Genomic DNA, 12,620 nt, shown 5'->3' with positions numbered 1-12,620 from the left:
CTAGCAAGGATTTAAAAGAAAAATGAAGGAATGACTGAGGTTGGATTATCCACAATAGGTTCTAGTTGGTTTGTCACTGCATGAATTCGTGTAACCCAGTCAGCCACAGTCTGAACGAGTAATTCTTCTAAGGTGCTGGTTGGTGGGGTATCCATTTTGAAAATAAGGTGGTTGTTAATCAGAATATAACAAAGTAAACGGCAAGCCATGATGCGAATATCAGGGTTTTCGTTTTTAAGTAAGTTTTTTATTGGATCAATAAGTTGGCCTATCATTTCTTTGTCTATAGCTGAGATGAATTTGAGAAGACAACCCATTGCTGCAATGCGCGTTGTGGCGCATTCAAAAACCAGTGTACTTTTCACTGGAATTATTAGGGATTCCTGGGTGTTTTTATCCATAAAAGAGCTAAGTGCTGCTAAACAATCTAATCCTTGGTTACGTGTTATTGTATCTTGACTATCGAGTTTATTTTGTAAGTCACCAATAAGCTGTTTCAGGGGATCTTGGTCTATTCGGACAGCAAAAGCTATTAAACAGTGCCGTGCTGCATGACGTAAATTGGGATCGGGGTCATTGAGTTTGCTTAGTATGGGTTTGACAAGGTTTTCCAGTTTTTTTGCGTCAATTCGGGGGGCGGCTGCTAGTAAAAATTTTAACAGAGTCTTAGAATTGATAAGCTTAGTGTCATTGAGTTTTTTTTGCGCCAGATCGAATAGTTTTTCCAGAGTTTCTTTGTGCATACTTGCGGCAAGCTTTGCCAAACATTCGAATGCTACTTCGCGGACATGTCCATTTGTGTCATCCAGTTTGGTTTTTATTACCTCAATAAAATCTTCTGGAATTTCTTTCCCCTTCTTCGGGCATAATGCTACTAAATAATATAATGTTAAAATTCGAACATTATGATCGGGATCATTACTCATGCTTTTTATTGACTGGGTAATGGGCTGCAGCATTTCTGCTTTCATTCGGGGTGCAAGCGCTTTAATACATTGTATGGCGGCAGAACGAACAAAGGCTTCATGGTCATTGAGTTTATTTTTTATTGAATTAATTAAGTGTTCGTCTATCTCATTACTCGAAGAGTAAATCAGTTTTGCCAAACAGTCTAAGGCACTCGCTCTCACTTTTGGATTATCTTCATTCAGTGTTTCTTCCACTAAATTGACCACATCTTCTTGCATTTTTTTATCCATTGCAGGAGCAAGTTTGGGTAAATACCCTAAGGTAATACATCTTATATTCCATTTATCATCGTTTAGTTTTTTTTGAATAGACTCTAACAGCGTGAGACGTATTTCCGTGGTGATCAGGGAAGAAAATGCTGACAAACATTCTGCAGCCGCTATGGAAAGACTCAATGAAGGAGCCTCAAGTTGATTTTTCAAAGGTTCGATAAGAGATTCCAGTGCATTCTTGTCCATTTCAGGCGCTAGCTTAGCGAAACAATTTAGTGCCTCAGTACAAACATATTGAGAATTTTCTCTCCTTAAAGGGTTGCCAGCTTTCGCACCATTCATAATCTCTTTAATCGAATTAACCAGAGGTTCCACCATTTCTGGTTCTATTTTAGGTGCTAATGTTGCTAGATACCGTAATGCGGCTATAAACGGTCCTTTCTTTTCATCAAGGTGCTGTTTCACTGAGTTTACAAGAGGAGCTAATGTTTGTTTATCCAATTTGGTTACAAGTATGGCTAGCACTTCGTTTAGCCCACCACTAAGCCAACTCTCGTTATAGTCAAGTATGCTCTTTACAGGATCAACTAAAAGCATAAGATCTTTTTTATCCGCTTTGTGAGCCAAGCTCGATAAAAATGCAATGGAGCGGCAATTCATCTCGGGATCTGAGGGCGTTAGTTTGCTTTTTAACTCATCCATCAAGGCTTCCAGATCCTCTTTGCTCACTGATTCAATTAAAACGTTCCTTAAAAAAAATAGGTGAAAGAACTTGGGTGAAGATAATGTACTTGGGATATCTAATGAAGGAAGTGATACTTTATTCATCTCGGCGGTTAGCTTTATACCCTGCATCAGTTGCTGGAGGCTTAAATTAGGATCATTCAATTGAGTTGTCAGTTTCCTACCTAAATAGGCTAAATGTTCTGGATCACTTTCGGTTAATGTATCTTCAGAGATTAGTGTTCTTAATAACTTGATTTTAGCAGGATAAAATTCAATCCCTTCTTTGTCGAATAAAGCAAGTTCGATCGCTCTTTGCTGTCTTTTGGTTCGTCGCTTGGAACCGTTATTCGCGAGCCATGCGGCTAAAAAATCCTGTGGAGTGTTTATATGAGAATATAGGTAAGCCGATACTTCGAGAGGAGCTTTTTTAAAAAATTTAGAACCGAATAACAAAGAGTAACCTCCGATTTAATTTATAGAAGTGGATGCAGGATGACAAATTATATATAAACTATTTACCCTAAGTCTTGACAGCTAAAAACCTTTGATTCACCCAATGAGTCACTAATTTCCAAATGTATATTCATCAAAAGCTGGGCTTTGCAGCCCAGTATCTGTCGTTTATCGATATTAATTATATCTTTTTGCAGTAAGTGATCCCTTACCGAATATACTATTCGCCAACTCTTCATCCGTCATGCTTCCATCTTCACTTGGTGCATTGACTTTTACTTCAAATAATCCCGGTGAATAGGAGGAATTTGCAATAATTTTTCTCTCTTGATTCCCTTTAGTAAATTTTGATTCAAATAGATCGAGCATGGCCCTTGAGTTAACATCAAATGGATTATTATCATTTTTAACTACATAGTTAAATGCTTTATGAGTAGGGTTGGACTCAATAATTTTTTTAACTACAGCTATGGAGGGATGCTCAGGATCAGCACCGTGCTTAATTAATGCGCCAATTAGCCTTGAGTCACCGCCGCGTAATAGTAAATAAGCAATTGGATTCATCGAACAATATATAGGTATACCTGAATAGGTTTTAAGGTAGTAAGTACTATTAAAGTCAACATGATGTTTTTTTAATAGTGTGAGATTACTCAGTGTATTTTGGTGCGCATAACTATGGTGGATGGCAGCAAATACAGGGGACCAGCCTTTCAATGTGGTAATGAAGGATGCTAAATCGTTAGAGTGACTCAACTTTTGTTTTAAACCATAGGTATTTCCTGAAAGTAATAGTTTTTGCACCACTCCATAACCTCTAGAACTGAAAAGATGGTCCTTCATGAGTTTTGCTGCAGCATTAAATTGTTGGGATTGAGCAAAAAAAAGAGGGGTACAATTTTGAAAGGATTTATTTTGAGTATTAGCCCCATTTTCAAGAAGGCATTGGACCACCGCAACCGCCTCTAATGAATCACGATTAGAACTGGACAATTGATTATTGATTGCGCGGTGCAAGGGTAGTTTTTTCATGTTGTGATCAGGAATATCGGGATTAGCACCCATATCAATCAGTCTTTGGACCATTTCAACATCTTTACCGTACTCACAAGCCAAACCTAACATGGTATAGCCATGGTGATCAAAAGCGTTAGCAGCCATATTTACTAATTTAGAAGGATATTTTTCTGGCTGAAATGACCTGAATAATTCTGCCCAATTATCCTTATTGTGATAAGGAAAAAAAGACATGATTTCCTTTAATTGTTCGATTTGCTCAGTCGAAAGTTGTTCGTTGCTGTCAATATAATTTTTTGAATTATTAAAATAATAACGCTTCATGATAAGTCCCTGTTCTTGTTTTTATTAGTTTGCGGCCATTATATACACTACTTCAGAACTTTTGAATTTAAAGAACAGGGATTTCATACATCTTCTATGAAAAAATGCTATGTGTGGTACTTATGTTTTAGGAAGGACATAGCACTAACCCATCCTTTATCTGTTTCAACCCTTGTGCCACTTTTTCTTTACTTAAGGCATAACAAAGACGCACTACATTTTTCCCTTTATCTGGATTTAAATAAAAAGAACGTCCCGGAACCACGGCAACTTTGGCCTGTTCCAGTAGCATGCGGGTCATATCGGCATCATTTTTAAAGCCCATGCGTGAAAAATCAGCCATAATATAATAAGCGCCCTGGGGAACAGTTACTTCAAAACCAATGTCACGTAACTCACGTACAGTATGATCTCGTTTTTCCAAATAAGTTTGACACATCTCTTGATAATAATTGTCTTGTAATTTAAACGCATCGACCGCTGCATGTTGTAATGGGGTTGCAGGACACACATATACTAAATCTTGAATTAAAGCCATTTTGGCAATTACATGCGCGGGACCACTCGCATAACCTAACCGCCATCCTGTCATATTATAAGTTTTTGAACATCCTGAAATCGTGATGGTGCGCTCTTTAAAATTTTTTAAACGAGCAAAGGATATATGTTTGTGACCTGGGTAAGTAATATATTCATAAATTTCATCGGTGATAACCGCTAAATTATAGTGTTCTGCAATTTTGCCAATCGCTAATAATTCCTGCTCAGAAAACACCTTGCCACAGGGGTTACACGGTGTGCAAATGATAATCGCACGAGTTTTAGGGGTAATCGCTTGTTCAAGATCCTCCATTTGAATGCTAAAGTCATGTAAATTAATCGGTACTGCTCTAACATTCACTTGGTATAGCTCCAGAATATTTTTGTGGTAGCCATAAAAAGGTTCAAACAAAATAACTTCATCACCAGGATTAAACAAAGACATCACCGCACAAATAAATGCGCCAGTAGAGCCGTGGGTCACCAGAACTTCTGTTTCGGCATGAACTGGAATTTTATTAAATGTTTGAATTTTATCGGCAATAGCCTGCCGTAAATGGAACACCCCTTCACAAGCAGAGTACACATTTTTTTCTTGTTCAATCGCACGGATAGCTGCCTGTTTAATTACCGCTGGGGTTGGTAAATCACAAATACCTTGCCCTAAATTTATACCGCCAATTTTTTCACATTCTGTGCTTGCGGCACGAATACCCGATTGACGCAAGTTTTCACTCACTTGACTCGTTTTCAGCATGTTGTTAGTTCCTTTTTGATTCTCGTCCTGCAGAAAAGAAATCCCTCCTGGTTACCGTTTAACCGCCGCAACGGTACACATACTAAATTTGATCTAAAACAGGGGGGATGCGTGGACAGGATACCACTTAAAATTCTTACACCCAAGAAGTAGATAACCATTTGCTGAGTGGACGAACAAATAGTTATATTGAGTAAATTCCCGCGGTTAATCAGGCAATTCCCACGGTTTATATGTCATTCACACGCAGGCGGGAATCTATCCCTCAATCTTTGCGTGAGTATAAATGTTTCCCACAGTAGGATAAATTTGTTGTATTAATCGATTTAAGTTGTTTCCTTCATTAACCTCTATATTATTTACAAAACTACCGCATCATTTAAGGAAATCCATATGCGACAGTTATTAATTTCAATGTTTATTTTGTTTTTTTCTCAGAGTGCATTTTGTGCACCTGCTTTTGAACTTGTTCCTCTGGGGGTTTATGGTGGTTTGAAAGATGGAAATTTATCTGCTTACTTATTAAAGACGATCGAGAGTGAGGATTATGTGGCTCTTGACGGGGGGACGTTGGTGCATGGACTAGAAGTTGCAATTGAAAGACAATCAGTCCGCCATAAAAATATTGAAGATTTGCTGCAAAAACATATTCCTGTGTATCTCATTTCTCATGCCCATCTTGATCATCTTATGGGGCTGGTGATGGCACAACCCGAATTGCGAGAGGGGCAAACAATTATGTCTCGCGAAGAAACCATGCTGGCATTGCAGAAAAATATTTTTAATTGGTCGGTGTGGGGTAATTTTGGGGATAAAGGAGACATTCCGCATTTGAATTATCAACACTATCAAAATCTGCCCTTACTCCAGTGGATTGATATTCCTAAAACGGATCTGCAGGTAAAAGCGTTTCCTTTGAGTCATAGTGGGATGCCATCAAGTGCTTTTTTAATCCGTTACAATAATCAATATCTTTTATATTTTGGCGACACGGGAGCTGATAGCACGGAGCAATCGACCAACATGGAGAATATTTGGCACGAGATTGCACCACTTATAAGAAATAGGCAGCTTCATGGCATCATGCTCGAATGCTCATTTTTAAATTCCCAACCCAATAACAAATTATTCGGTCATTTAAAACCAAACTTATTCATGTCTGAATTGCGACAATTGGCGTCGATCGTTGATCCTCTAAATTTAAAAAATTCATTACGAGGACTTCCAGTTGTTGTAACTCACATCAAACCTCGATTTGGAGATGGTTCAAACTCTAAGGACGATGTAGGAAGGCAGATTTTAGAGGAGCTGTTTCAAGAAAATGATATTGGTGTAGAACTGATTAAACCGAAACAGGGTGTATTGTTAAATTTATAATGTAAATGCAATTTCGCCCAATAAAGGTAGGTTGGCTATAAATTCCCAAGATTTATAATGTCATTCCCGCGCAGGCGGGAATCTATCAATATTTAATTCTTTACCCTATTTGTTTTAATGGGGTTCCGCCTGCGCGGGAATGCCACTTACTTAAAAAAGTGACGATTCCTCAGGTTTATACATTGATTACATATATGAAAGGTTAGAGTGGGTAGTGCTCATAGGCTTATCTATTTGTTGCTCTTGCGATTCAGTTTTCCAGAACATATCTCTGGTTACAGCAGGTAAAACTGATTTTTTTAATGTTTTATCATCTTTATTAATAAGCAAATCAATTAATGTATGATTTGAACTTTCTTGTGGGCGGCGCAGAGCGGCATATTTGGCGGATAATCTAACTTTTTCATTTAGAGGTTTAATATGAGTAGAATAAAATTCTATGTGCTCTTCAACATTTTTTATGTTTGCACCGATTGATTTCAAATAGTTACTTAGACACAGATCTGCATCCAGCTCAAGAAACACTTTGATGTCCAATTTTGAACGTAATTGTTCATCTAAAAAAATATCAGCCCCAAAAATAATGATATCGCCTTGGACATTTTCGATGGCAGCTAATAATGAATTGCTGGATTTAAACTCTGAACTATCAATCAATAGGGTCTTATCTTTATTTAATAAAGAATAACATTGTTGGCTGAACGTCTTAAAATCACTACCTATAGGTCCACAAACCGCTAATATTGTCATTGTAACCACCATGCTGGATAAAAAAGTGGCAATTATACTGCTTTGGTAACCAATTTCAAATAATTGAATCAAAAAGTAGGTTTGGGTATTTCGATCAACAAAACTCAATGCAAATTTTGTGATGATAAAGTTGCAGTTTTTTAAGAAAAAAGGAAAATGAGAAAAAAATTCAACGAGACAATTTTATGATGTTAATCGTTTTTGGTGGGTTACCTGGCACGGGCAAAACGACAATTTCTAAAATTATTGCCCAGCGCTTAAAGGCAGTTTACTTACGAGTAGATACTATTGAGCAGGCGTTAATTAATCTGGATGACTATTCAGGTAAGTTGATAGTGGGCTCAGAGGGATATTTAATCAGTTATGCCGTTGCTCGTGAAAATTTGACCTTAGGATTAAATGTTGTGGCGGACTCGGTTAATCCTATCGCGATAACACGCCAAGCTTGGCAACAAGTAGCAAAACAAACGGACTCAGATCTTATCCAGATCGAATTAATTTGTTCCGATGAACAAGTTCATCAAAGTCGAGTAGAAGGACGCATTGCGGATATAAAAGGACACAAACTTCCTACATGGCAAGCCGTTCTGGATCGAAATTATGAACCCTGGGATAGCAAGCAAATTGTGATTGATACGTCAAAATACTTAATCGATGAATCGGTAGCTATCATCATGAATTTTATAACTTCTAGGGGGTAGAGCGCTAAGGAGTTTTTTTTATGGAAATTTCTAAGCGGTTCAGTACTGTTTGTTAAAAGAGGTGGATTAAAATACACCTCTTCGCAATTGCTTAATTAGCCAATAGTCCAGTGGATTTCACCAGGAAGAGAGCTCCACCAACTGCCTATAGTGGTAAGGAAATCAGCATGAACGTTGTTTGAACTCGAGTAGCTACCAGAAATAGCACCTGCATTCATAGCACATAAATCTTGTCGTGAAACGATACTTATTGTTTTATTATCACATTCGTATTCAAGGCGAATGTTAGGACCCGCGCTGTAAGTTTGTTGAAGTGTGAAAGAGGGAGCTTTTTCTCCATTTGCAATTATTCCTGGCGCTTGACCTATTATAATCTGACCGTTTATTAAATTCATTGCTCGCAAAGTACAGGTGTGACCGCTTTTATTAAAAACAGAAACATTCAAAGTGCCACAATTATTAGCGTGGGCAGAATAAATGCCGGTAATTAAGGAAATAGCGAGTAAAATTTTAGTTTTCATTAATTGATCTCAATTAAAATACGATCATCAAGCATACATAGGGTGATTTTTGAGATCAATGTGCGCCATATTTTGATCTTTAAATTCAAATTACCAGCGTTAGGACAATCAGAATGTAACAAAACGGCTATCTTTGATAGCCGCTTAAATTATTATCCAGTAATTATCCCAAACATTGTTGGTTAGCAAAAATCTCAGATTCCGAGCGAGTTTTATTCATACCGCCACTGGAATAGGCAAACTTATAATTGTCGATATAACATTGCAATGAGTTTTTAGTGTAATACTTTGTAGCTTCGTAATCACTTATTTTAGTGGCAACGTTTTTCGCATCCGAGCGGGTTTTATTCATGCCATCGCTTGCGTAAGCAAATTTATAGGCGGGTTTAAAAACCTTAAAGTAGGCGGCTGGGCAGGATTTACTTATTATGAAAGTGGCAAATTTTTCTGCTCCAGAGGATGTTTCATTTAAGCCATCAGAACTATACGACCATTTGTACGCTTCTTGAAAAACATCACTCTTTGTTCCGCAGGTAACATCATTGGGTATACTTATGACGGCTTCAATTTGATTGGATAGCTCTTCCGTCATTTGGCGTTGTTCTGGACTTAATGAATGCTCAGTATAATAAATTTGCTCTGCCAGCCTGTATATTTTTTCATATAAACTAGCACTGCTTGTTGATGCCATGGTTGTCATAGATAAAGAACCCAGTATTATAAATACTGATTTATTTATAATTTTCATTATTTCCACCTATGTTAAATTCAAAAAACCAAGCGAAGCTTAACAGGAAACGAATAGTTTTTTAACCCAAAGAGCGCAGAGAAAAGAAATAATTTTGAACGATTAATCATTTTATTTTTCCTTGTTTATATGCAAAGTCGCTTACAAAGCAGTTCATCTTTAACCGTTCCGATTGCTTCTCAAGGTTGACAAATATTGCTACAATGCACTGCTGCAGTTTGTATGACGATTTGAGAAGTATTCTTCTAAATATCGCCCCCTGTTTATTATCAAGAAGATAAGTATTATGGCATCAAGATCCTTTCCACTATCACTCGTGTCACTCATTATTATTTCATTATTGGGTTGCTGTATGGAAATCGATATTTCCTTACCCAGCTTCCCTAGTATTATGAAGTTCTTCGGAAGTACTGAGGCCCAAGTACAAAGTACCTTAAGCCTTAATTTTTTAGCCTTTTGTCTTTCTGGATTGTTATACGGGCCATTATCCGAATCTTTAGGAAGGCGTGGTTTAATGATTTTTGGAGCAACCTGTTTTTTAGTTGGAGCAGTAGGTTGTGTTTTTTCATTTTCAATATACCAATTGATGTTTTGGCGTTTTATTCAAGGTTTAGGCGCTAGTAGTACCGTAGTACTTGGATTTACCATGATCTCTGATCGATATAATGGTGCAATAGCTGCAAATTATATTGGTAAAATTAATGCCTATGTCACTATTTTTATGGCAGCAGCTCCGATTTTAGGCAGCACGCTGATCAATTATTTTACTTGGAGAGCTAATTTTACGTTTATTGCAATTATTGCTCTTATTTCATGGCTTTTTTTGGTATGGCAATTGCCTGAAACAAAAGAAGAAAAGCAGCCATTAAAGCTTTCGACTATATTTAATGATTATCGAACTGTGTGTGCGCATGGTAAGTTTTTAATTTATGCCAGCATGCCGAACATGTTAGTTACGGCTTATTTAACTTTTGTGGGTAGTGCTTCATTTTATTATATTAGTACGTGTAAATTATCCTATTTTCAATTCGCAATGCAGCAAGGATTAATTGTATTAATTTTTTCGCTTACCAGCTTTTATGCGAATAACATAATTAATCGAATAGGCAGCCGAAAAGCGGTCTACTTAGGGATGGTATGTTGCATCCTATCCATAGTACTGCTTACTTATTTTGCATTTCAATATCCAAGCTATCCACGATTGATTACATTTGCAATGTGCTGGATGGCGTTTGGTTGCGCATTCCCAATGAGCGTGACATTTGCCAAATCATTAGAAATTTTACCTGACCTCAAAGGAGTTTGTTCTTCGTTCATTATGTCTACCCGGTTATTGTTTTCTTCCGGGGCCGTCGCTTTAACAGGTCTTTTGTTCGATGGTTCGATGCGCCCGGTGGTTCTCGTTATTGATGGGGTCATCCTTTTGGGAGTGTGCATGTACATTATTATGGAGCGAATGGGTGAGGATGAAGTTCTATCCAAAGCTACCAGTGCCTTGATTTAGACTGCAGGCAAAATAACCTTTGCAATCAGATTTATTACAAATGAACTGAATCCTGCAAGCAACAATAATAATCCTAGTTTATTGCTGGGTAATTTGATTTAACCGTTGATGAAATAGTATAACCTCCGTGGGAGAGCTTTGGAGTTTTTACTTCGACTAAGAAAGTATGGCTGTGAGCAATCTGGCTGCTCTTGTTTTTACTATTGGTTTAATATCTACTATTAATTGAGTTAAAAAATCGTTTTGAACTGCTTGATAAAATATTGGGTTTTAAAATTTAATAAGGGAATGGGGGATTCTAATGTATCAATTTTTGTTACTACTGTGTCTTCCCCTCCTAAGTTATTCCAATTTATCGTTTGCTGAAGCTCCTTTGTCTAAGCCTTTGGCTCCTGTTTTTGATAATCTGGGTTCGTTTCATTTTAATGTTTCTACGAACAATAAATCAGCGCAAAAATTCTTTAACCAAGGAATGGTTCTTTTTTATGGTTTTGAATGGGGGGAGTCGGCTCGTTCTTTTAAAGAAGCTATGCGATTGGACCCTCAGTGTGGGATGTGTTATTGGGGATTTGCTTTGGCAACAGGTTCTAAAATTAATGCACCAATGACAGGGCATGAATATCAGGATGCAAAACAGGCAATTGAAAAGGCAGTTTCCCTCAAACAATACATGACGCCCCAGGAAAACGCTTATATTCTTGCTCTTATGGAGCGCTTTAAACATCAACCGCGACCGCAAGAAACTGAATCTTCGGGAACTTTTAGTTGTCATCGCTCCAGCACTAATTTTGATAAATCCTCTTCCACTGAAATGGCTGCTTATGCTGAAGCAATGGAAAAAATTATTGCTCATTATCCTACTGATCATAACGCAAAGGCATTATACGCTTATGCCCTTTTTGAGGTGATTGAATGGAAATTTTGGGGGATCGATGGCAAAGAAAATCCCAAAACAGTCCTGATTGTTAACGCTTTAAAAAATATCCTTGCGAATGAGCCGGAACATATTGGTGCGAATCATTATTTCATTCATGCAATTGAAAGTTCCAAAGAGCCCCAAAAAGCGATGGATAGTGCTAACAGGTTAACCACGTTAGTTCCTGGCTCAGAACATTTAGTCCATATGCCGGCACATATCTACTTCCTTACTGGAAAATATGCTCAAGGAAGTGAGTCCAATCTAAAGGCAATTGATGCATTCAATACGTATAATACTACATGTAGGCAACAAGGGTTCGCTCCTGAGATTAATTATCTTTATATGCATAACTATGATTTTTTAAGAACCACTGCCACCATGGAAGGGCGACAAAAATTAGCACTCTGGGCAGCACGAAAAATGCTTGCACCACCGTTTAATGACTGGTTAAAAAATGAAGCCTCTTTGCAATGGTTTATTCCTATTCCTTACTTTGTTCAGGCGCGTTTTGCTTTATGGGATGATTTACTTAAAGAGCCTAAACCGTCTAAAGAATATCAATATGCTTTGGGTATGTGGCATTACGCTCAAGGGATGGCTTTGTCCCATACACATCAAATAAAACAAGCACAACAGGAATTAACTGAGTTAAAGGCAATTATCGAGCAAGGTCCAAGTAAAAAAAACTTGGAAAAGAATGGAGTATCGCTTTTAAAAATTGCTGCCGCTGTTTTAACTGCTCGTTTAGAGGCTATACAGGGTAATAAGGAAGAGAGCATCAATCAATTGAAGATCGCTTCAGCAATTCAGCATGATATGGGCTACCATGAACCACCAGATTGGTATGTTCCAATAAAAGAGCTGTTAGGTGATGTTTATCTAAGATGGAACCGTCCTTTAGAGGCAATCAAAATGTATGAGGCTGATTTAAAACAATATCCGAATAATGGTTGGGCTCTTTGGGGTTTATCGAACAGCCTGAAAAAAATGGGACGCACAAAAGATGCGGAACAAGTAGAAAAAAAATTTCACGAAGCCTGGAGTGCCGCAGATGTAAAGACGCCACCTAATTTATTTTAATTTTTGATTAGGTTTTATTGTG

10 protein-coding genes are annotated in these 12,620 nt (G+C 37.6%); 4 read left to right on the top strand and 6 right to left on the bottom strand.

The window, feature by feature from the left end; translation table 11 throughout:
- Window positions 1-11 precede the first annotated feature (11 nt).
- From ACWTE2_RS27940 to ACWTE2_RS27930, 3 genes are all read right to left on the bottom strand, one after another.
- Window positions 12-2,360 carry a hypothetical protein gene (locus tag ACWTE2_RS27940; RefSeq protein WP_454785351.1) on the bottom strand — a complete coding sequence of 783 codons (2,349 nt, stop codon included), beginning with the start codon at window positions 2,358-2,360 and terminating at the stop codon, window positions 12-14.
- Window positions 2,361-2,537: 177 nt separating this feature from the next.
- Entirely contained in the window at window positions 2,538-3,701 is a 1,164-nt protein-coding gene (locus ACWTE2_RS27935) for an ankyrin repeat domain-containing protein (RefSeq protein WP_454785350.1), read from the bottom strand.
- A 127-nt stretch (window positions 3,702-3,828) separates the two neighbouring features.
- Entirely contained in the window at window positions 3,829-4,998 is a 1,170-nt protein-coding gene (locus ACWTE2_RS27930; RefSeq protein WP_454785349.1) for a pyridoxal phosphate-dependent aminotransferase, read from the bottom strand.
- A gap of 393 nt (window positions 4,999-5,391) precedes the next feature.
- Between ACWTE2_RS27930 and ACWTE2_RS27925 the strand changes: the two genes are divergently transcribed.
- On the top strand, window positions 5,392-6,375 hold the full coding sequence (locus ACWTE2_RS27925; protein WP_454785348.1) for an MBL fold metallo-hydrolase: 984 nt from the start codon (window positions 5,392-5,394) through the stop codon (window positions 6,373-6,375).
- 186 nt (window positions 6,376-6,561) lie between these two features.
- On the opposite strand, the gene ACWTE2_RS27920 is transcribed toward ACWTE2_RS27925, so the two are convergent.
- Window positions 6,562-7,125: a nucleoside/nucleotide kinase family protein gene (locus ACWTE2_RS27920; protein ID WP_454785347.1), complete on the bottom strand. Its 564-nt coding sequence runs from the start codon at window positions 7,123-7,125 to the stop codon at window positions 6,562-6,564.
- 185 nt (window positions 7,126-7,310) lie between these two features.
- On the opposite strand from ACWTE2_RS27920, the gene ACWTE2_RS27915 reads away from it, so the two are divergent.
- A complete protein-coding gene (locus tag ACWTE2_RS27915) occupies window positions 7,311-7,826 on the top strand; it encodes a P-loop nucleotide/nucleoside kinase family protein (protein ID WP_454785346.1) in 516 nt (171 codons plus the stop codon).
- 95 nt (window positions 7,827-7,921) lie between these two features.
- Here ACWTE2_RS27915 and ACWTE2_RS27910 read toward each other — a convergent pair whose 3' ends face one another.
- Window positions 7,922-8,347 (bottom strand): hypothetical protein, encoded by a 426-nt coding sequence (locus ACWTE2_RS27910; RefSeq protein ID WP_454785345.1) that lies wholly within the window; start codon window positions 8,345-8,347, stop codon window positions 7,922-7,924.
- Window positions 8,348-8,510: 163 nt separating this feature from the next.
- Window positions 8,511-9,095, bottom strand: a complete 585-nt coding sequence (locus tag ACWTE2_RS27905) for a hypothetical protein (protein WP_454785344.1) — start codon at window positions 9,093-9,095, stop codon at window positions 8,511-8,513.
- Window positions 9,096-9,381: 286 nt separating this feature from the next.
- On the opposite strand from ACWTE2_RS27905, the gene ACWTE2_RS27900 reads away from it, so the two are divergent.
- Window positions 9,382-10,599, top strand: a complete 1,218-nt coding sequence (locus ACWTE2_RS27900; protein ID WP_454785343.1) for a multidrug effflux MFS transporter — start codon at window positions 9,382-9,384, stop codon at window positions 10,597-10,599.
- A gap of 301 nt (window positions 10,600-10,900) precedes the next feature.
- Window positions 10,901-12,598, top strand: coding sequence for a tetratricopeptide repeat protein (locus ACWTE2_RS27895; RefSeq protein WP_454785342.1), 1,698 nt, complete (start codon window positions 10,901-10,903; stop codon window positions 12,596-12,598).
- Window positions 12,599-12,620 lie beyond the last annotated feature (22 nt).

The sequence above is a fragment of the Legionella nigrisilvae genome (assembly GCF_977063395.2).
Note: the sequence above shows the minus strand (reverse complement) of the source record. Positions and strands in the feature narration are given on the sequence as shown.

What these genes read in the sequence shown, in the direction of transcription:
- ACWTE2_RS27920 (WP_454785347.1), bottom strand. Translation starts at nt 7,125, where the DNA reads ATGACAATATTAGCGGTTTGTGGACCTATAGGTAGTGATTTTAAGACG.
- ACWTE2_RS27935 (WP_454785350.1), bottom strand. Translation starts at nt 3,701, where the DNA reads ATGAAGCGTTATTATTTTAATAATTCAAAAAATTATATTGACAGCAAC.
- ACWTE2_RS27925 (WP_454785348.1), top strand. Translation starts at nt 5,392, where the DNA reads ATGCGACAGTTATTAATTTCAATGTTTATTTTGTTTTTTTCTCAGAGT.
- ACWTE2_RS27900 (WP_454785343.1), top strand. Translation starts at nt 9,382, where the DNA reads ATGGCATCAAGATCCTTTCCACTATCACTCGTGTCACTCATTATTATT.
- ACWTE2_RS27915 (WP_454785346.1), top strand. Translation starts at nt 7,311, where the DNA reads ATGATGTTAATCGTTTTTGGTGGGTTACCTGGCACGGGCAAAACGACA.
- ACWTE2_RS27910 (WP_454785345.1), bottom strand. Translation starts at nt 8,347, where the DNA reads ATGAAAACTAAAATTTTACTCGCTATTTCCTTAATTACCGGCATTTAT.
- ACWTE2_RS27930 (WP_454785349.1), bottom strand. Translation starts at nt 4,998, where the DNA reads ATGCTGAAAACGAGTCAAGTGAGTGAAAACTTGCGTCAATCGGGTATT.
- ACWTE2_RS27895 (WP_454785342.1), top strand. Translation starts at nt 10,901, where the DNA reads ATGTATCAATTTTTGTTACTACTGTGTCTTCCCCTCCTAAGTTATTCC.
- ACWTE2_RS27905 (WP_454785344.1), bottom strand. Translation starts at nt 9,095, where the DNA reads ATGAAAATTATAAATAAATCAGTATTTATAATACTGGGTTCTTTATCT.